Genomic DNA, 21282 nt, shown 5'->3' with positions numbered 1-21282 from the left:
ATATAAACTCAATTATCACAACTTTTTCCTACCTTTGTAAACAGATTAATTATTTTTCTTATCCTTCAAATAATAAAATAAGTAATCACCAATACCCGTACACCGATGAAAACACCTATTTACCTACTTCTAATCGTTTGTATTTTTGCATCCTGCAACACCAAACAGACACAAGCTGAAATTGATTACACATTGTATGTAAATCCTTTTATTGGCACCGATTTCACAGGAAACACTTATCCCGGCGCACAAGCCCCCTTCGGTATGGTGCAGCTCAGCCCGGACAACGGACTTCCGGGATGGGACCGCATCTCCGGCTATTTTTATCCGGACAGCACCATCGCCGGCTTCAGCCATACCCACCTTTCGGGAACAGGTGCAGGCGACTTGTACGACATCTCTTTTATGCCGGTCACACTGCCCTATAAAGAGGCAGAAGCGCCGCTGGGCATCTACTCCAAGTTTTCTCACGATGAAGAGAGTGCCTATGCAGGCTACTATCAAGTATGTCTGAAAGACTACCATATCAACGTGGAACTGACCGCAACCGAACGTTGTGGCATCCAGCGATACACCTTCCCCAAAGCCGAAGCCGCCATCTTCCTGAATCTGAAGAAAGCCATGAACTGGGACTTCACGAACGATTCGCACATCGAGGTAGTGGACTCTGTGACGATTCAAGGATACCGTTACTCCGACGGCTGGGCACACGACCAGCGAATCTACTTCCGCACCCGCTTCTCCAAGCCTTTCGACAAGGTAGAACTGGATACGACTGCCATTATCAAAGACAAGCAACACATCGGTACGGCTGTCATCGCACGTTTTGACTTCCATACCGAAGAAGGAGAACAGATTCTCGTCAATACCGCCATTTCCGGCGTCAGCATGGAAGGCGCAGCCAAGAACCTGCAAGCCGAAGTGCCCGAAAATGACTTCGACAAGTATCTGGCAGAAACAAAAGCAAACTGGAACCGCCAACTGGGAAAGATCGAAGTCGAGAGTAACAATCAAGATGATAAAGTAAACTTTTATACAGCTCTGTACCACTCGATGATCGCACCTACGATTTACAGTGACGTAGACGGAGCCTATTACGGTCCCGACAAAAAAGTACATCAGAGTGACGGCTGGGTGAATTACAGCACTTTCTCCCTTTGGGATACCTACCGTGCCGCCCATCCCCTTTTTACATATACCGAACCGGAACGTGTCAACGACATGGTAAAATCCTTCATTGCCTTCTTTGAACAGAACGGACGCCTGCCCGTATGGAACTTCTACGGGAGTGAAACCGATATGATGATCGGCTATCATGCCGTTCCCGTGATTGTAGACGCTTATCTGAAAGGTATAGGCAACTTTGATGCGGAGAAAGCACTGGCCGCCTGCGTAGCTACCGCCAACTTGGATAACTACCGGGGCATCGGGCTATACAAGCAATTAGGCTATATTCCTTACAATGTGACAGATCATTACAATGCCGAAAATTGGTCACTGTCCAAAACACTGGAATATGCATTTGACGATTACTGCATCGCTGAGATGGCGAACAAGATGGGTAAGAAGGAGATAGCGGACGAATTCTACAAACGTTCTCATAACTACAAGAATGTTTACAACCCGGCCACTTCGTTCATGCAGCCGCGTGACGATAAAGGAAACTTTATCAAAGACTTCAAAGCCGACGAATACACTCCGCATATCTGCGAAAGTAACGGCTGGCAATACTTTTGGTCCGTGCAGCATGACATAGACGGTCTGATTGATCTCACAGGAGGCACAAGCCGCTTTGCAGAGAAACTGGACAGTATGTTTACCTACCATCCGGCAGCCGACGAGGAACTTCCCATCTTCAGTACGGGAATGATCGGGCAATATGCGCACGGCAATGAGCCGAGCCACCACGTAATCTATCTCTTCAATGCCGTAGGACAACAGAACCTGACACAGAAATACGTTGCCAAAGTAATGAACGAGCTTTACAAGAACGAGCCTGCCGGTCTTTGCGGAAACGAAGACTGCGGACAAATGTCTGCCTGGTACGTATTCAGCGCAATGGGATTCTATCCTGTCAATCCGGTCAGCGGAAAGTATGAAATCGGTACTCCCCTGTTCCCGGAGATGAAGTTGCATCTGGCTAACGGAAAGACATTTACAGTACTTGCCCCCAAAGTGAGCAAAGAGAATATTTACATTCAATCTATCAAAGTAGACGGTCAACCGTACAACAAGACCTACCTTACCCATGAACAGATTATGAGCGGTGCCACCGTCGAATTTGAAATGGGGAATACTCCCTTAGTGGAAGTCGAATTTGAAGAACAAACCCAGTAGGTCCACCTAAACTAATCTATCGGAAAAATGGATGAAAACTTCGACTTAACCTACAAAGCTCTATTCCGCAGGTACTACCCCAGCCTGATATTCTATGCCACCCGACTGGTAGGAGAAGAAGAGGCGGAGGATGTAGTGCAGGACGTGTTCGTAGAGCTTTGGAAACGAAAAGACAGCATAGAGATAGGAGAGCAGATTCAGGCTTTCCTCTATCGTGCTGTCTATACACGTGCCCTTAACGTATTGAAACATCGTAATGTAGAAGATGGCTATTGCGCCGCCATGGAAGAGATAAACCGGAGGCGTGCAGAGTTTTATCAGCCGGACAACAACGAAGTGATCCGCAAGATCGAAGACCGGGAATTGCGGAAAGAGATTCACGATGCAATCAATGAGCTTCCGGACAAGTGCAAAGAAGTTTTCAAGCTCAGCTATCTGCACGACATGAAAAATAAGGAGATAGCCGATGTACTGGGAGTTTCACTCCGCACGGTAGAGGCACATATGTATAAGGCATTGAAGTTCCTGCGAAATCGTCTCGGACATCTTTGGTTCATTCTCCTCTTATTTTTATTGGATTAAAGATAAGTGTTTTTGGGTTTTCAATTGTATTACTTATATGAAGGAAAAGAAAATGAGAAATCTGAGCGAAGAAATAATAAACAGATATCTGACTGGTCAGTGTTCTGAAGAAGAGCTGATCGAGGTGAATGCCTGGATCAGCGAATCGGACGAAAATGCCCGCCAGTTGTTCCGCATGGAAGAAATTTATCATCTGGGTAAATTCGACCATTATGCCGATGAACAGAGAATGGCTAATGCGGAAAAAAGGCTTTATAAACAACTGTCGCAAGAGAAAAAGAAGAAAGATAAAGTACTGCATATGCGTCGCTGGATGAGGTATGCGGCCATCCTTGCCGTCGCTTTACTAATGGGCGGAGGAGCCGGATATTGGTTCTACAACCGACCGGAGCATCAGATGCTGGTAGCCGTTGCCAATGAAGGCATCGTGAAAGAAGTTGTCTTGCCGGACGGGACGAAAGTCTGGCTGAACAATGCCGCCATGCTGAAGTACCCGCGCGAATTCTCCGAAAAAGAACGTAATGTGTATCTAGACGGAGAAGCCTATTTCGAAGTAACCAAAAACCGCCATAAACCATTCACGGTAGAAAGCGACGCTATGCGCGTACGTGTACTGGGAACCACTTTCAACTTCAAGTGCGACAAACGTTGCCGGATAGCCGAAGCGACCTTGATCGAAGGAGAAATCGAAGTGAAAGGCAACAAGGACGAAGGACAAATTGTCCTCGCCCCCGGTCAGCGTGCCGAACTGAACAGAAACAGCGGACGGCTGACGGTGAAACAGGTCGATGCGAAACTGGATGCTGTATGGCGTGACAATCTGATACCATTCAATAAAGCAAACATATTTACCATCACCAAAGCACTGGAACGCTTCTACGACGTGAAAATCATTCTGTCTCCTGACATTCGGTCGGACAAAACATATTCGGGTGTATTGAAGAAAAAATCAACCATCGAATCGGTATTGAAATCCTTGCAGAATTCCATACCTATTGAATATAAAATCGTAGGAAACAACATCTTTATCTCTTCAGATAAAAAATGAGTCCTGTGTTAAACTTAAACTAATAAACGACATGAAATTAAAGACACTTCTGATAGGATGTTTCGGAGGATTTATAATGCTCAACTCCTGCACAGAGTCCCCCAGTGTAAAAGATTATAGTGCTTATGTCAATCCTTTCATAGGCACCGGCGGACATGGACATACTTTCCCCGGAGCCGTAGTTCCGCACGGTATGATCCAGCCCAGTCCGGACACCCGGATCGACGGCTGGGACGCCTGCTCCGGTTATTATTACGATGACAACACGATCAACGGTTTTTCGCATACCCACGTCAGCGGTACAGGCTGTTGCGACTACGGAGATGTATTACTGATGCCGATTGTCGGCAAACCGCAGTATCTGACAACTGATCCGGAAAGCCAGAAACTGGCTTACGCCTCTGCTTTCTCGCACGAGAATGAGACTGCGGAACCCGGATATTACTCCGTCTTCCTCGACACCTATCAGGTAAAAGCGGAAATCACAGCTACCAAACGCGGCGCCATCCACCGCTACACTTTCCCCGAAAGCACAGAATCCGGATTTATCATCGATCTGGACTACAGCTTGCAACGGCAGACCAACTACGAGATGGAAATCGAAGTTATCAGTGACACGGAAATCTGCGGACATAAGAAGACGACTTACTGGGCTTTCGACCAGTATATTAACTTCTACGCCAAGTTTTCCAAACCGTTCGCATATACCCTCATCACCGACTCTGTCACAATGGACAACGGCAAACGCCTGCCTGTATGCAAAGCCGTACTGCACTTTAATACAAAGAAAGACGAAGAAGTACTGGTAAAAGTGGGTGTATCCGCCGTCGATATCGCCGGCGCACGCAAGAATGTGGAATCCGAAATTCCCGAATGGAACTTCGACAAGGTACGAAAAGATGCCCGCACTGCCTGGAATAATTATCTGTCTAAAATAGACATCACCACTTCCGATAAAGAAGATAAAACCATTTTCTATACCGCTCTGTATCATACGGCCATCAGCCCGAACCTGTTTACGGATGCGGACGGACGCTATCTCGGCATGGATCTCGAAGTACATCAGGGAGATACCATTAATCCGCTGTATACTGTCTTCTCCCTGTGGGATACTTTCCGTGCACTGCACCCGCTGATGACGATCATCGACCCGAATCTGAACAATCAGTTCATCAATTCACTGATCAGGAAACATCAGGAAGGCGGAATATACCCAATGTGGGATCTGGCTTCCAACTACACTGGAACGATGATCGGATATCATGCGGTCCCCGTTATCGTGGATGCCTATATGAAAGGTTACCGCAATTTTGATGCTCACGAAGCATATAAAGCCAGTCTACGGGCAGCCGAATATGACACTACAGGCATCAAATGCCCCGATCTGGTGCTGCCGCATCTGATGCCCAAAGCGAAGTATTATAAAAACGCCATCGGCTACATCCCCTGCGACCGCGAAAATGAATCTGTAGCCAAAGCGCTGGAATATGCCTACGACGACTGGTGTATCTCCATCTTTGCCGAAGCAATGAACGACTTCGAAAACAAAGCAAAGTATGAACGTTTCGCCAAAGCCTACGAGTTCTATTTCGACAAATCGACCCGCTTCATGCGCGGACTGGATTCGAATGGCGAATGGCGCACCCCATTCAACCCGCGTGCCTCCACTCACCGTAGCGATGACTATTGCGAAGGAACCGCCTGGCAGTGGACCTGGTTTGTTCCGCACGATGTGGAAGGACTTGTAAAACTGATGGGAGGCGAGGAGGCTTTTGTAGAAAAGCTGGATTCGCTGTTTACAGTCGATTCGAGTCTGGACGGAGAAACCACCTCGGCTGATATCAGCGGACTGATCGGTCAGTATGCACATGGCAATGAGCCGAGTCATCACGTGATTCATCTGTACAACTATGTGAATCGTCCGTGGAGAACGCAGGAATTAGTGGACAGTGTCTACCGGAGCCAGTATGCCAACAACGTCGACGGGTTGTCCGGCAATGAAGACTGCGGACAGATGTCGGCATGGTACATACTCAACTCGATGGGATTCTATCAGGTATGCCCGGGCAAACCGGTGTATTCTATCGGACGTCCGGCTTTCGACAAAGCTGTGATCAATCTCCCCAGTGAAAAGACATTCAGCATCGTGGTGAAGAACAACTCCAAAAGCAACAAATACATCGAAAGCGTATTGCTGAACGGCAAAGCTCTGGACACGCCATTCTTCGGACATCAGGACATTGTAGCAGGCGGAATCATGGAGATCAAAATGACTGACCATCCTACACAATGGGGAAGTAACAACTCTTCTCAATAATCATATAAAAACCATTACTAATCATGAAAAGACTCTTATTGATAGCTTGTGTACTTAGTTGTACGCTATTGTCCCAAGCCAAAGACTGGACGCAGTATGTCAATCCGCTGATGGGTTCCCAGTCTACTTTTGAGTTATCAACAGGTAATACTTATCCGGCTATTGCCCGTCCCTGGGGTATGAACTTCTGGACTCCACAGACAGGCAAAATGGGAGACGGATGGCAATATACCTATACCGCCAACAAAATCCGCGGGTTCAAACAGACACACCAGCCCAGTCCGTGGATCAATGATTATGGTCAGTTCTCGATTATGCCGATAGTGGGCCAACCGTTGTTTGACGAAGAGAAACGGGCAAGCTGGTTTGCACATAAAGGAGAAGTGGCAACTCCTTACTACTACAAAGTATACCTGGCAGAACACGATATAGTCACCGAAATGACACCGACGGAACGTGCCGTGCTTTTTCGTTTCACTTTCCCGGAGAATGATCATTCTTATGTGGTCGTAGATGCCTTCGACAAAGGTTCTTACATCAAGATTCTTCCGGAAGAGAATAAGATAATCGGTTATACGACACGCAACAGCGGTGGTGTTCCTGAAAACTTCAAGAACTACTTTATCATCGAGTTCGACAAACCTTTCACCTATAAGGCCACGGTAGAGAATGGAAATCTGCAAGAGAACGTAGCGGAACAGATGACCGACCATGCCGGAGCGATCATCGGATTCAAAACCCGCAAAGGGGAGCAGGTGAATGCACGTATCGCCTCTTCTTTTATCAGCTTTGAGCAGGCTGCTGCTAATATGAACGAACTGGGCAAAGATAACATAGAACAACTCGCCCAAAAAGGAAAAGATGCCTGGAATCAAGTACTGGGTAAAATAGAAGTAGAAGGCGGTAATCTGGATCAGTACCGTACATTCTACTCCTGCCTGTATCGTTCGCTGCTATTCCCGCGCAAGTTCTATGAATTGGATGCAAACGGCCAGCCCATCCATTACAGTCCGTATAACGGGCAGGTACTTCCGGGATATATGTTTACCGATACCGGTTTCTGGGATACATTCCGCTGCCTCTTTCCGCTGCTGAATCTGATGTACCCGTCGGTCAACAAAGAGATGCAGGAAGGATTAATCAACACGTATAAGGAAAGCGGTTTCTTCCCCGAATGGGCAAGTCCGGGACACAGAGGTTGTATGGTTGGAAATAACTCCGCATCAATCCTTGTGGACGCTTATATGAAGGGAGTAAAAGTCGATGATATCAAAACGCTGTATGAAGGACTGATTCACGGAACGGAGAATGTACATCCGGAGGTTTCTTCCACCGGACGATTGGGATACGAGTACTATAATAAACTGGGATACGTACCCTACGATGTGAAAATCAACGAGAACGCCGCCCGTACTTTGGAATATGCATACGATGACTGGTGTATCTACCGGTTGGCAAAAGAGCTGAAACGTCCCAAGAAAGAAATCAACCTGTTTGCCAAACGTGCCATGAATTACAAGAATCTTTTCGATAAAGAATCCAAGCTGATGCGTGGTCGCAACGAAGACGGTACATTCCAGTCTCCTTTCTCACCGCTGAAATGGGGAGATGCCTTTACGGAAGGAAATAGCTGGCATTATACCTGGTCTGTCTTCCACGATCCGCAAGGTCTTATTGACCTGATGGGCGGGAAAGAGGTGTTTGTTACCATGATGGATTCCGTATTTGCCGTACCGCCCATTTTTGATGACAGCTATTACGGACAGGTAATTCACGAAATTCGTGAAATGACTGTGATGAATATGGGCAACTACGCACATGGCAATCAACCGATCCAGCACATGATTTACCTCTATAACTATGCGGAACAACCGTGGAAGGCTCAATACTGGTTACGTCAGGTAATGGACAGAATGTACACGCCCGGACCGGACGGTTACTGCGGAGACGAAGACAACGGACAAACTTCTGCCTGGTATGTGTTCTCTGCGCTGGGTTTCTACCCTGTTTGCCCTGGAACGGACGAATATGTGATGGGAACTCCTCTGTTCAAAAAGGCTACTCTTCACTTCGAGAACGGCAATAGTCTTGTTATCGACGCGCCCAATAACAGCACGGAAAATTTCTATATTGATTCCATGAGCTTCAATGGTGCTGATCATACCAAGAATTATCTGCGTCACGAAGATTTGTTCAAGGGAGGTACTATCAAAGTAGACATGAGTAATCGACCGAATCTGAACAGAGGAACCAAAGAAGAGGATATGCCTTATTCTTTTTCCAAGGAACAGTAGTTAGTTCATCGATTAAATTCACGTTCCTATATTAGGCCCTTTTTCTTCCGGTTTTCTGACTTTCTCTCTGTTCTGAAAGACTTTATCCGGATAATGGCAAAAAAAACGATAGCCTGAAAGTAAAGAAGTTTACTTTCAGGCTATTTTTCAGTTAGTATTCACTACTTTTGCCGGACAAACAACTATAAATCATGGAAGAAGAAATTGACTTTACCAAAGTCCCCTATCAGTACGCAATGTGCCTCAATCGGGAATGTTCAAAAGCAAACACTTGCTTAAGACTACTTACAGCACAAAGTGTACCGGAAAAGATTGAATACTGGGTTATTATCAGTCCCAAACATCTCGCTGCCCAACAAGGGAATTGTCCTTATTATCGTTCTAATGTCAAAGTACGTTATGCTAAGGGATTCATCAGAATGTTAGAAGACTTGCCTTATAAGCAAATGCAAACTGTCATATCACATTTAATGAGCTATTTTGGTCGCAGAACTTACTACCGCATCCGCAAAGGCGAACGCCTCCTTACCCCCTCCGAGCAACAAAGAATATTAAATATCCTCAAGAATTGCGGAGCAACTCATCTACAAAACTTTGATGCATACGTTGAAGATTATGACTGGTGATCGGCAGTAACACGAAGTGATACTACTGTTACGCTCAGAAGACACAACTGTCACCATTTGGTGGCACGGCTGTGCCAAGCCCTTGGCACAACAATGACACCGTAGTGGCACAACTGTGCCAAGCCCTTGGCACAAGGGTTCCCTTACGAGGAGACAGGGAGGGACATAGTAGCTTATACAAGAAAAGAGCCAGGCTTTCAAAATGAAGCCTGGCTCTAAAATTAACTTATCTGCTAATGACTAGATCTTACTGAGCATTGTAGATATAAACTTCAGTTAAATCAATATATCCATTATAACGTCCCGCCAGTTCAACCTTCACATAGCGAGTATTTTGCGGAGTAAAGAATTGGAAATAATGGTTATAACTCTGAGGAGTATCAACCGTACCTTGTGTAACCCATGTCTCATTATCTATTGAAGTAGAGATAGTTACCTTCTTAGGAGATGATGCCGAACCATTATTATAATAATCAATGCCCAAACCTGTCATAGTCTTTTCCGACTTCATATCAACTACAAACCAGAAATCACCGGATTTATAAATATCACTTCCACTGCTTCCACCTTTACCGTCAATCAAAATATTACCATTTGACCAAAGGCTGGGATCCAATTCTACCGACCAACCAGTTTTAGCCAGTTCAACCCAATTAGTAACCTTATCAGATACATATCCAAAGTTTCTGAATACTTTATTGACATTAAAAGTAAGGAAGTTTTCATTCTTGTTTTCTACAACAACAGGGTCTTCACTTTCTGCCGAAGCAGTCACCACAAGCGTATGAGTTTCAGGATCTGCTGTTGTTAGTAAGAAATCATCAGTAATAGTCCAAGTAACCTCTGCTGATTCTAGTTCTCCGGCAGGTATGACAATTTCAGCAGGAGTAACAGTGATATCATTCATGAACTGTTCATCCAATCCCGTAGTGGCAAGTTTCACTTTTACGTCTTTTCTTGCCGGCTTATCCAACTTCATCTTGAAAGTATAGGATATAGGATCAGGATTTACAATCGCTCCTTGAGAGAAAGCACGTTCAAATGTAACGTTATTACCGCTCTCACCAACCACAGAGCATGAAGCTGTGTATGCCTCCTTCTCTATTACAACTTTAGATTCTATTGGTTCAGTTCCTATCTTATATCCTTCCACACTGGCTTTCACCCCTAATTCATAAGTAGTCGCATCATAATTGGATGCTGCAAAACTAAAATCTTCATCCTTCAAAGTCACAGTGACAGAAGCATCTGTTGAACCGGCAGGAAGAACTACTTTAGTGGCACTGATCTCTACATTTTCTTTTGGGATATTAGTATTTATAATATCAAAAGTCACTGTAGCATCTTCCGGTGATGCAGCAAAATGGAATGTATAAGTTCTAGTGACAGGGCCATCTAATTCCAATGTACCATCAGATTTGTAAACCGCAGTCAACGTCGCTTTAGACGCTCCTTCCGCATCGTCAATCGTTATAGCAGGCTGATTCACCGGATATTTAACCAAATCCACCACCTCATCATCCTGACATCCAGCAAAAGTAACGAATGATCCTATTGCCAGAGATAAAAAGAGTTTATAATGTGCTTTCATATTCTTGTTTTTTATTTGTTCCTATTTTATTTAAAGATCATCCGGATATTTATATGGCGTCGGATCATTCTTCTTGTAGAATATAGTCGGTGCTGCTACATTGGACCCGTACAATACTTCGCCACCACCTTGAAGACGGCTGAAAACACTACCATATTTAGCCGGACTTGGAGCAAATCCCATAAACCATCCATATCCTCCATCTATCATACTTTGAGCTTTAGAGGCAGATAAACTACCGCCACCACCTAAGTTGAATTCCATTGAAATACCGGAGCATTGTTTCTTTGTCATTTGTCCGATAGGATATGCAGCACTACCATAGTTGGCTACCACAATATCTATCCATTCTTTTGCATCTACCCCGTCGACAGTAGCTACACCATACATCTGTCCCCAATCAAATACAGTAACCAGTTTATCCGGCATTGCCTGTTTGGTTTCATAACACAGACGAGCTGCAGCAGCCGTACTTGGATTAGTAAGAGACGGATTGCTCAAATCAGGACTGTTTGAATACTCATCGTCATAATTTACTCCATCCAAGTTATATGCCTTACAATACTGGGCAACTTCGCGGGCAAAGTCTTTAGCACCTTGTTCGGAAAGCTGTGCCAAGCCTGTAATGTCATGGTTACCAAGCAGTCCTAACAATACTTTCACACCACGTCTACGCAGTGGCTGAAGAAGAGTTTCATTATTATCCAACAGATACTGTACATTCGGGTTACATTGTACACGAGGACGTCCTGCTTCAGCATCATAGTTGATATTAGCAGCAAACAGTACAACAACATCCCAAAGAAGTTTTCCATTCTCTAATTGGAAAGAAAGAGTATTCAGCGGATTTACGTCATTTACTTCAAAGAACAAATAACCTTGCATTACACCTTCTCCTTTATATGCATCACCGGCATTTCGCATATCTTTCACCAGATAAATACAATGTTTCGCATCTTCATCTTTAATAGTGATATCACTGCTCTGATCACTGATGGCTACCGGAATAGCATATGTTTTATCTTCCTGCAGACCTTCTCCTGCCCGAATAGTCATCTCTACCTCCGCTGATTTAGTATTAGCGTTCACTGTAAGTATTCCTTCGTTAGCAAAGGTAACCAAGTCCTGCGGATACAATGCAAAATCTGTATTATGCGCCTTATTATACGTTTCCAAATAAGCAGCATCAATTTTCACTTTTGCCGATGTAGCTGTATTAGGTGTCTTGCTCAACCCCATTTTTACTGTAGTAGCATAAGTCTCACCGTGCAATTCGACAACCTTAGAAACTAAGTTCGACTTTCCATCACGCAGATATGCATTATTTTCATAAATGCCACTGTAGGCCGACTCATCAATATTCTTTCCGACCTCAAGATCATCAGCACAAGAGGTCAAGAATGCAGTACTGCTCACAATCATGGCAGCGAACAAACCCGAAGTTATATATTTCATATTCATAATGAATTCTTGAATAAAAGATTAAACCAACAATTAATTTATCTTAGGAATCTCTACTTTTACCCAAGTAGGATCGCCCGAACCTGTAATATCATTACCATGTCCAGTCTGGTCGGTAATAACATTTCCAGCACCTTCATTAAACTTCCAGTAAGCAACCAGTCCTTCACTGGCAGGATCTACTTCATAAGGATTAGTGGCAATTTGCTCTGCCGTTCTTTGCACTGACCACACGCGGACTTCTGAAATATCTCCCGGCAACCAACGAGTATCATCCCAAGCGCGACCAATATAACAACCACTGCTCAAAGATACATTACCTGAAGCTGCTTCGTCTTTATAAACAGGCACGCCATCTTTATAATAGATTCGTTCTTTTGTTGTATTATCATAAACAATGGCAATGTGTACCCACTCATTAACCGGTAAACCCGGAACAACATTCGGACCTGGGAAATTACCACCGGGAGCTACTACCTGAACTTGATCACGTGGACGGTCAGCATCACCAATACGTACAAGGAATTTACCTTCAATACCAAAAACAGAACTCAGGGCATTATCACGTCCTGCTACCCAGTCTTCACTACGAACCAAAGCTTCAATAGTAACAGTAGAAAGACTATTCACACTGCTCTTCCAGTTAATTGGGAAATAGATTTCTTTGATATTTGCCACTACATTAATAAGGGCAGCACCCTTAAATATGAAATAAGCAGTACGGGCACTTTCGAGTACATCAATATTGGATGCATCTAGAATGGTGACGGGCAATACATATCGTTTTGACTTATCCAATTCGTTGGTATTCTTAAAGTCAATCACAATATTATCACTGGAAATATCCCCTGCCTTAATAGTAGCAGTTTTTGTTGGCATATTATAAAAATATGAATCCAGTGCAGTTGCGTTATCATTGTAAATCAAATTATATGCTGCTGTCATAGCGGGAGCCGCATCAAAGCTTATTTGAATATCTTGTTCTGCCGGCGATGCTATACGATAGCTAAGTTCACGGGTAGCCTCAGTTATACTGGGCTTAATCAGCAAATCATCACAAACAGGAGCCGAGCTAACATAGAGTTTATTGTCATAATGATGCTCTTCATTGATATCTTCATTCTTACAACCACTCACTGTGACTGTTGTAAGAGCCAAAAGCGCAAAACAATATTTATAGAGTTTCATTTCTATTCTTATTTATTAGGATTCATAATACGAATAACTTCACGCACATATCCATAAGTATTGTTATAATAATCATTATGGACATTCATAATAAAGATTCCTTTCCGGGTGTAATTAGGAGATGCTTCAACCATCCACTGGGCTGCTCCCGGAGCTGCTACTAGTTTATTGCCTTTTTCATCCACTGTACTCCAGTAACCCTTCACTTTATCCTTATCGTCAGCCTGCGGCAATTCGACACAAACGATAAAACGATCAGCAGGAACAGGATTCACTCCTTCTTCTGTACCGCCTACTGCATCTATACCCGCCTGAATAGCCAAATATGCTTTTAAAGCAAGATCATCAGCATTGGTAGAAGAAGCAGTTTTCAACATGATGTAGTCAAACTTGCTTAACATATCCATATTCTCCGGCACTAAATATTGTACATTTCCGTAGAATACCAGAGTCTTGTCATCATGATTGCCTTGCCAGTTCATCACCTCGCCAAAAAACTTCTGTTGACGGTCATTATATTCTTTCAGAGCTGCCTCCGGAAGGCTCACCAGCGAACGCCCCGTATAATCAGCAATAACACCATCAAAGTTATATTTGTCACAGAGTGCCAACATCTCATTGGTGCGTTCACCGATATACTGAAGAGCATCCTCTTCTGTCAACTCCGGTTCGGCTTTTACTTTCTCCTTCCAGGCATTTTCAATGCTGGAATAATCAATACTGTAAACCGTACGAGTTCCTTTCTCGCGTATTTTGACCATTTCTGCCTGTACTTCGGGACTTACTTCCGGATTATTCAGACAGATGAAATCAACGCTGTCAGGTACGACGGTCAGACGTTCAGCCTGCTTGCCGGGAGATCCCTTAGGGTTCTCGAAAGAAACAAAAGTGACCTTATGTTCTTCAGACTTATATCTGTTCAAATCCTTCAGATAGTCAGCATACAACTGAGGATTCTGCTCTTCAAATGTAGGAGTATTCAATTGGAGACTTTCCACATCTGTCCAATCACTACATGAAGTTATTGTCAGAGCTGATGCCAGAAACAGCAGAGCAGACAATCTATATTTCAGGTTATTTTTCATATATACTTTCCTTTAAGTTTAATATTATTTTTTAGAAGCCCACCATACATCTGTAGCCATGTTATCTGCACCGTGCAAGTAGTTGGCAATCGCATATTCTACATTTGCTTTATTGCTGACAAACTCATCCAACGGATAAGGCATACGACGCGCCCCTTTCTCTGAATCAACGACACCACCGCTCTTATTTTCTTTCACCGGGATCAGTTTCGGATATCCGGTACGGCGGAAGTCTGCCCAAGCTTCATTACCCAATTGCCAGTTGGCAATCCACTTCTGCACGATAATGCGTTCTTGCTTCTCTTCTTTGTCAGCACTATCATTCCATTTAATAGTGATATTGGACAAAGCATTCTGATAAGTGTTCGTACCTGCCGGGTCTGTATATGCAGTCGGTTTGTTTACATCATCTTTCAGATAGTCTTCCACACCGTCTGCACCCCATTGCTCAAATGACAGACGGATACCTTGATTATAGAATGATTCTGCTGTACCACCCATGCTGAAGTTAAAAACAGCTTGCCCTTCAGCACGTAAGAAAGCTACTTCGGCTGCATTCATCCAATAAAGCGGAGATGTAGGAGCAATGTTCACCCCAGAGTATTTATGTCCGGTTGTCTTCAGTTCGGGAATGACAATACCACGACGCATTCCTACATAGTCCTGTCCCGCCCATTCGGATTTTGTGAAGAACTTTTCACGTCTGTTATCCTTGTAACCATTCATATAGCAGATGATATCGGCAGCAGCATGCGTATCACCACCAGTCAAACAGGGTACGCCGCCATGATCGGAAGTCTGTACCTGATTGTAGCGGGTAGCTACATAAATAGGATTTTGTGAAGTCTCAAAGTAGTTCCATGTTGCATTGTCCGCATTCGATTCGATGACACCTCCGTTTGCAGGATTCACAGCTTCTTCAGCCATCTGTTGAGCTTTCACCGGATTAGCATAAGCTATACGGATAGCAAGACGCAACTTCAGTGAGTTGGCAAATCTGATCCACTTCTTTACATCACCTTTATATATATAGTCGGCTGTAGGAACGAGCTGTTCGTTAGAATTCTCATTGAGTGTGGCAATAGCTGCATTCAACTCATCGAAGAATGTATTATATGTCACTTCCTGAGAATCATAAGGAGTAGCAATTTCGCCATTCGCACCTATCTGAGAATAAGGTATCGGACCGAAAGCATCAGTTACACGATGCATAGCTGCCACTTTTATCACTTGTGCAATGGCATAAGGAACCGGATCATTCGTATTTTGTGATACAAGTTTCACTTGGGTCAGATTAGAATATAATGTCGGAATAATCTTATCACTTTTCAGAAACACACGGCTCCAGTCGTCTTTCGGATTGAAGTTTGAAATGGTTTCTGTAAAACCGGCATTAGAATCGGCAAAATATCCGCCTAAAGGTCCGCCCAACAAGCAGTCTGTGAACTGAGCTGTATTTACATCCGGTGATACCACGCAACCGGCCAGGTTATTCATGGCAGATCCCAAAGCATATCCATCCGCTGACAAATCAGGAGCTTCATATGGGTTGGAATTGATATTCTCATAGTTACCGATACACGAGGACAGGGCAACGGTAAGAGATCCAAATACTAATTTATTTATTATATTTTTCATACCTATCTTGATTTATTTAGAATTTAAAGCTCAGATTAAAGCCAATATTACGCAATGAAGGCATCATAAAGTAGTCAATTCCCTGATAGAAGTTATCAGTAGATGCCACGCTTTCAGGATCGAAAGGAGCCTTGTTGTAGATCATCCAAAGATTACGTCCGATCAATGAAACTTTAATATCACACACATTGCCCAGCCATTTTCTCGGAATAGTATAACCGATAGAAGCTTCCTGCAAACGAATATTAGTAGCGGAATAAATGTAATACTGAGGAACAGCCGTACCACCAGCTACTACTGAATACCAGCCTTCCGGATTTACACGGTCGTTTCCATTTACCGATACATAACCTTTGTCACGTGCAGCAGCAGATGCTTCAGAAACTCCGAAGTTATCAAGAACAGCTTGTGTACGTGAGAATACAACTCCACCCAGACGAGCTGATACAAGGAATGCCACATTAATGTTTTTCCAACTGAAATTGTTACGCCATGCCAAGTTTCCTTTCGGCAATACACTACCTAATTTGATGTAATTATTAGCTTCCAGACTCTCTGTTACAACACTGTTGTTCTCATCGATATAAACAGCTCCATTGGCATCTCTCTTCAAATCCATCAAGGAGTAAATGTCACCCATGCTTCCACCTTCTTTCAGGATGAAACGGGTACTACCCAGACCACCCATATTCAGAGAAGAAATAGAGAATTTCTCGCGAGTGATAGGATTGATGGCATTATCAGCTAAGGTAAGAATCTTATTCTTGTTCATTGAATAAGTAACTCCTGTATTCCAAGTAAAATCTTTCCATGTATTATTGTAATTCAACGCTAACTCAAGACCTTGATTGCGAACTGCACCTGTCTGAATGTAGATACGAGCATATTCACCTACCGGCAACTCAGGATTGAATGTCTGATTCATTGTCTTGGCGTTATAATAAGTCACATCCAGTTCGAAGTTCTTAAGAAAACGCATATTCATACCTACTTCAAAAGAATTGGTACGTTCCGGTTTCAAGTCATATACCGGGAAGTCAGTCAGGTTACTCCACTGACCGATACTGGTATTCCATGCGAACAAAGGATTAGCTATATATCTTTCGAATGCTGTACCCACAGAAGCAAAAGAACCGCGTATCTTCCAGTAAGACAGATAGTCCTTATTCAATTTAGGCATCAATTCAGATAACACTACAGACATACCTACCGAAGGGTAGAAGAATGATTTATTGACAGAGTTACGGCCTGCCAACTGTGAAGGCCAGTCATTACGACCTGTCAATGTCAGATAATAAGTACTTTGGTAGCCAACTTCGGCAGATGCATAGATAGACTGAGTCTGTTCACGCCATCCTGACTGCATTTTGCTTGTCTTGGTCGTACTCAGGTTTTGAATATAGAAACCGTTTGTCAATCCGGCTTTTTCACCAGCAAACGTTTTTGAATCATCAGCAATAGGTCCGCGTACAGCCATTTCATCATATCGCATATCAGTAAACGATCCACCCATATTAGCTTGTAAAGACCATTTTTCACCGAATGTTTTGTTCACACTTACCAGGAAGTCTGCATACAACTGCTTTTCGTAGCTTCTGGAAATGCCATAAAGACCACGATCAGACAACTCTGTCAGCTGAGTATTTGTACTGGCATAAGCCTTTTCCGTATAATCATTGTTAGAATTATCCAGGCGGACACGTCCGGAAACATTTAACCAGTCAAGAATCTGATAATTCAGACTTGCACCTAACATATAGCGATCTTTCTTATTTTCACGCAAGTTACGGTAGTTCACCCAATAAGGATTCTGCATAGTCATATTACCATCACCTGTCGGCCAGTACTGAGTATAGATCTTACGTGCAACGTCATAGCGTTCGTACATTTTAATATCTTCCCAGTCATTACCACGAGGGAACAGATAAGCTCCTACTAACGGATTGTTGTAAGTACCCTGATTCACCATATTGCGGTCTTTCTGCAAAATGTAGCTGGCATTTACATCCAATGTCATCTTATCATCAAGAAATGAAGTAGTATTGCGTACGTTGAAATTATAACGGTCATATTTGTTGTTAGGAACGATACCTTTTGAATTAACCGCTGCAGCGGAAGCATAAGTCTGGTTCTTTTCCGAACCGGTAGAGAATGATACGCTTTCTGTACCTATAACACCAGTCTGAAAATAATCATCACGAGGATTATATCCAAAATATCTGGCTTCTGTCAGTTTAGGGCCCCAGCTACGACTGGAGTTATCATCTTTCACGCCACCAATACCTGTACCATAACGTGTCTGGAAACGAGGCATTACCAAAGGAGCATTAAACTCAACATTACTATTCACTGTGATATTCACACGACCTTCTTTTCCTTTTTTAGTAGTAATGATAATCGCACCATTGGCAGCATCAGAACCGTAAAGTGCAGCTGCTGCCGCACCAGTCAACACAGACATTGATTCAATATCTTCCGGGTTAATGTCGGCAATCGGCTCAGTATTTCCTTTAGAAGAAAACTCTGTCCCATTCACTTTATTTGCATTGGAGTACATCGGAACCCCATCTACTACATACAATGCATTGGAAGACTGCATGATAGATTTTGTACCACGCATCACTACTTTAGATACACCGCCCACTCCGGATGAAGAAGCATTGATATTAACACCTGCCACTTTACCACTCAATGAGTTAATAAAGTTAGGATCTTTATTGGTAGTCACTGCATCAGCATTTACCTGCTGTACATTGTAAGACAGCGCTTTTTCTGAGCGTTTGATTCCCAATGCCGTAACTACGACTTCATCCAAGACTTGAGCATCTTCCTTTAAAGTGATATTAATAGCAGTCTTTCCTGCTACAGCCCTCTCCAAAGTTTGATATCCAACATACGAAAATTGCAAAACTGCATTTGAACCTGTAACGACTAATGTATAATTACCATCAAAATCAGTAATAGTACCATTAGTTGTTCCTTTTTCCAATACAGAAACGCCAATCAAAGGTTCGTTATTAGCATCTACCACCTTACCTGTTACTTTCTGTTGTTGTTGAGTCGACTTTGTCGAAGAAGATGCATTTGCTTTCGACAAATAAACAACATTGTCATCAATTTTATAAACGACATTTTTCCCTTTCAAAGCCTTATCCAGTACTTCTACCAAAGAAACATCTTTAACATTCAATGACTCTATTCGCATTGAAGCCAAATTGTCATCATAAAAAAATTGATACTTGGATTGAGACTGGATTTGCTTAATCACAGTTCCTAAAGAAGAATTGGAGATCCTAATTGTTAACTGTGCTATTGCAGATTGTGCCGGAAGGGCGAATAGCATCAAGATCAACAATGCCCGAAAAATCTTCGAGCCTCTACACGAGTCATTGATTCTCATACACTTGAATTTAAGATTAAACATTAGTTTTTATATAAATATTAGAATCGATATTCCATTTATTATTTTCGATTCACATTTATATAACAACCCATACCTTGAAAAACACTTAGAGGTTTTTGAAAAAAAATAAAATATAATCTCATATTTATTTTTTCACAACGAGTATCTCCCCATTCATCTAGACTGGGAATCAATTATTTACGAAGAAAAAAAAAAGAAATCTTTTATAAAATTTGTTCTTTGGGATAATTCACCAGATACAATGTCTTCGTGGCGCGAGTAAATGCCGTATACAACCAGCGAAAATAATCCGGAGTCAAATATTCATCCGTCATATATCCCTGATCAAGAAAAACATTCTGCCATTGCCCACCTTGTGCTTTATGACAAGTTACCGCATAAGCATATTTCACCTGCAACGCATTGTAGTGTGGATCTGCTTTCATCTTTTTCATCCGGTCCCGCTTGTTAGATATATCTGCGTAATCTTCAAGTATGGTATAAAATAATCTGTCATTATCTACTTTTGGCAATGCGGGAGAATCAGAGTGAAGAGTATCCAGCAGCAAATTGGCATCCAGTTCAAAATCATTCTGGTCAGGAAACCTGAGAGTCACTTCCGCAAAGCGAAAACCATACATCTCACGCGTCTTACGGACACGACGCACGACTGCTATTTCTCCATTGGCAATGAAGTCCATTTCCTTATATTGCTCTGTCCAATAATAATTATTTTTGGCTATCATCAACATATCTCCCGTATTCAGTTCATCTTCCCGCCAAAGGATCTGTGCACGTATTCCGTTATTATATAGGTTCGCGCGTTTATTAGAACGACAGATCACAATCGTCTCATCCATGCCGTCATGATCATAACAACTAGTGATGGCATCAATCAATTCCGTACCCGGCACCATCTTTATATCTGGAAAACCTGTTATCTTTATTTTAGGTAAAGAGTAGCAATTATCTTCCGCTATCAGCTGACGCAATTGAGTCGCATTCCACAAAATGCCCGATTCCTGTATCTGACGAACCACTTGCGTCAAGTCAACTTCCCGCACTTCCAATCCATATCCCTTTAATGCATCTGCAAAAAGTGCCGGACTCAACTCCTCACCTACCGGAGGAAGCTGCGCAGTATCTCCCATCAACAAAAGACGGCACCCCTGACCGGAATAAACAAACTGTATCAGGTCGTCCAATAATCTTCCCGTCCCAAACATACTGCCCGACAATCCTTCATTGGAAATCATTGAAGCTTCGTCGACTATAAACAAAGTATTCGTAGCAAGATTGTCATTTATTGAAAAATTACTGGTTTCATTAGAAAACGACTGCTGCCGGTATATTTTCTTATGAATTGTAAAAGCCGGGTGACCGGCATAGGATGAAAAAACTTTTGCAGCACGACCGGTAGGAGTCAGTAACACAGCCTTTTGCTGTAACTGATCCATCGTCTTCACCAATGCCCCTACCAAAGATGTTTTACCAGTACCGGCATAGCCTCTGAGGATAAATACTTCATCCGCCAGTGTGGAAAGCAGAAACTCTGAAAGAGATTTTACAGCTATTTCCTGCTCAAAAGTTGGTTGATAAGGAAAATTTTCCTTAATTTGCCTTTCTAAATAGTTATTTATCATTTTTGTACGAGAAAAAAGTTCCCGGAACTATCGTATTTAAATTTATTTATTCTATTTTTGCGATGCGAA

13 protein-coding genes are annotated in these 21282 nt (G+C 43.0%); 6 read left to right on the top strand and 7 right to left on the bottom strand.

The window, feature by feature from the left end; genetic code table 11:
- The first annotated feature begins 105 nt into the window (after window positions 1–105).
- The 6 genes from HMPREF9007_RS16865 (at window position 106) to HMPREF9007_RS16890 (ending at window position 9204) form a co-directional block, all read left to right on the top strand.
- Window positions 106–2337 (top strand): GH92 family glycosyl hydrolase, encoded by a 2232-nt coding sequence (locus HMPREF9007_RS16865; protein ID WP_008760909.1) that lies wholly within the window; start codon window positions 106–108, stop codon window positions 2335–2337.
- Between the two features lie 27 nt (window positions 2338–2364).
- On the top strand, window positions 2365–2919 hold the full coding sequence (locus HMPREF9007_RS16870) for an RNA polymerase sigma-70 factor (RefSeq protein WP_008760908.1): 555 nt from the start codon (window positions 2365–2367) through the stop codon (window positions 2917–2919).
- A gap of 37 nt (window positions 2920–2956) precedes the next feature.
- Complete coding sequence (locus HMPREF9007_RS16875) at window positions 2957–3967, top strand: FecR domain-containing protein (RefSeq protein WP_008760907.1); 1011 nt, start codon at window positions 2957–2959, stop codon at window positions 3965–3967.
- A 31-nt stretch (window positions 3968–3998) separates the two neighbouring features.
- The gene (locus HMPREF9007_RS16880; RefSeq protein WP_008760906.1) at window positions 3999–6284 is read left to right on the top strand and encodes a GH92 family glycosyl hydrolase; all 2286 of its coding nucleotides are present in this window, start codon (window positions 3999–4001) and stop codon (window positions 6282–6284) included.
- A 23-nt stretch (window positions 6285–6307) separates the two neighbouring features.
- Window positions 6308–8578, top strand: coding sequence for a GH92 family glycosyl hydrolase (locus tag HMPREF9007_RS16885; protein WP_008760905.1), 2271 nt, complete (start codon window positions 6308–6310; stop codon window positions 8576–8578).
- 191 nt (window positions 8579–8769) lie between these two features.
- A complete protein-coding gene (locus HMPREF9007_RS16890) occupies window positions 8770–9204 on the top strand; it encodes a DUF6078 family protein (protein WP_008760904.1) in 435 nt (144 codons plus the stop codon).
- Between the two features lie 247 nt (window positions 9205–9451).
- On the opposite strand, the gene HMPREF9007_RS16895 is transcribed toward HMPREF9007_RS16890, so the two are convergent.
- From HMPREF9007_RS16895 to HMPREF9007_RS16925, 7 genes are all read right to left on the bottom strand, one after another.
- On the bottom strand, window positions 9452–10795 hold the full coding sequence (locus HMPREF9007_RS16895) for a DUF4989 domain-containing protein (RefSeq protein ID WP_008760903.1): 1344 nt from the start codon (window positions 10793–10795) through the stop codon (window positions 9452–9454).
- A gap of 30 nt (window positions 10796–10825) precedes the next feature.
- Window positions 10826–12256 carry a DUF1735 domain-containing protein gene (locus tag HMPREF9007_RS16900; RefSeq protein ID WP_008760902.1) on the bottom strand — a complete coding sequence of 477 codons (1431 nt, stop codon included), beginning with the start codon at window positions 12254–12256 and terminating at the stop codon, window positions 10826–10828.
- Window positions 12257–12289: 33 nt separating this feature from the next.
- Window positions 12290–13444, bottom strand: coding sequence for a DUF1735 and LamG domain-containing protein (locus HMPREF9007_RS16905; RefSeq protein ID WP_008760901.1), 1155 nt, complete (start codon window positions 13442–13444; stop codon window positions 12290–12292).
- A gap of 8 nt (window positions 13445–13452) precedes the next feature.
- The gene (locus tag HMPREF9007_RS16910) at window positions 13453–14529 is read right to left on the bottom strand and encodes a glycoside hydrolase family 18 (RefSeq protein ID WP_008760900.1); all 1077 of its coding nucleotides are present in this window, start codon (window positions 14527–14529) and stop codon (window positions 13453–13455) included.
- Window positions 14530–14553: 24 nt separating this feature from the next.
- Entirely contained in the window at window positions 14554–16167 is a 1614-nt protein-coding gene (locus tag HMPREF9007_RS16915) for a RagB/SusD family nutrient uptake outer membrane protein (RefSeq protein WP_008760899.1), read from the bottom strand.
- A 16-nt stretch (window positions 16168–16183) separates the two neighbouring features.
- A complete protein-coding gene (locus HMPREF9007_RS16920; RefSeq protein ID WP_032814420.1) occupies window positions 16184–19567 on the bottom strand; it encodes a SusC/RagA family TonB-linked outer membrane protein in 3384 nt (1127 codons plus the stop codon).
- Between the two features lie 227 nt (window positions 19568–19794).
- Entirely contained in the window at window positions 19795–21213 is a 1419-nt protein-coding gene (locus HMPREF9007_RS16925; protein ID WP_008760897.1) for an AAA family ATPase, read from the bottom strand.
- Window positions 21214–21282 lie beyond the last annotated feature (69 nt).

Source organism: Bacteroides sp. 1_1_14 (assembly GCF_000162515.1).
Taxonomy (GTDB): Bacteria; Bacteroidota; Bacteroidia; order Bacteroidales; family Bacteroidaceae; genus Bacteroides; species Bacteroides thetaiotaomicron.
This window is presented reverse-complemented; position numbering and strand designations above follow the sequence as displayed.

Coding starts and splice junctions, on each gene's coding strand:
- HMPREF9007_RS16900 (WP_008760902.1), bottom strand. CDS start 12,256: ATGAATATGAAATATATAACTTCGGGTTTGTTCGCTGCCATGATTGTG.
- HMPREF9007_RS16870 (WP_008760908.1), top strand. CDS start 2,365: ATGGATGAAAACTTCGACTTAACCTACAAAGCTCTATTCCGCAGGTAC.
- HMPREF9007_RS16895 (WP_008760903.1), bottom strand. CDS start 10,795: ATGAAAGCACATTATAAACTCTTTTTATCTCTGGCAATAGGATCATTC.
- HMPREF9007_RS16875 (WP_008760907.1), top strand. CDS start 2,957: ATGAAGGAAAAGAAAATGAGAAATCTGAGCGAAGAAATAATAAACAGA.
- HMPREF9007_RS16890 (WP_008760904.1), top strand. CDS start 8,770: ATGGAAGAAGAAATTGACTTTACCAAAGTCCCCTATCAGTACGCAATG.
- HMPREF9007_RS16880 (WP_008760906.1), top strand. CDS start 3,999: ATGAAATTAAAGACACTTCTGATAGGATGTTTCGGAGGATTTATAATG.
- HMPREF9007_RS16910 (WP_008760900.1), bottom strand. CDS start 14,529: ATGAAAAATAACCTGAAATATAGATTGTCTGCTCTGCTGTTTCTGGCA.
- HMPREF9007_RS16865 (WP_008760909.1), top strand. CDS start 106: ATGAAAACACCTATTTACCTACTTCTAATCGTTTGTATTTTTGCATCC.
- HMPREF9007_RS16885 (WP_008760905.1), top strand. CDS start 6,308: ATGAAAAGACTCTTATTGATAGCTTGTGTACTTAGTTGTACGCTATTG.
- HMPREF9007_RS16915 (WP_008760899.1), bottom strand. CDS start 16,167: ATGAAAAATATAATAAATAAATTAGTATTTGGATCTCTTACCGTTGCC.
- HMPREF9007_RS16925 (WP_008760897.1), bottom strand. CDS start 21,213: ATGATAAATAACTATTTAGAAAGGCAAATTAAGGAAAATTTTCCTTAT.
- HMPREF9007_RS16905 (WP_008760901.1), bottom strand. CDS start 13,444: ATGAAACTCTATAAATATTGTTTTGCGCTTTTGGCTCTTACAACAGTC.
- HMPREF9007_RS16920 (WP_032814420.1), bottom strand. CDS start 19,567: ATGAGAATCAATGACTCGTGTAGAGGCTCGAAGATTTTTCGGGCATTG.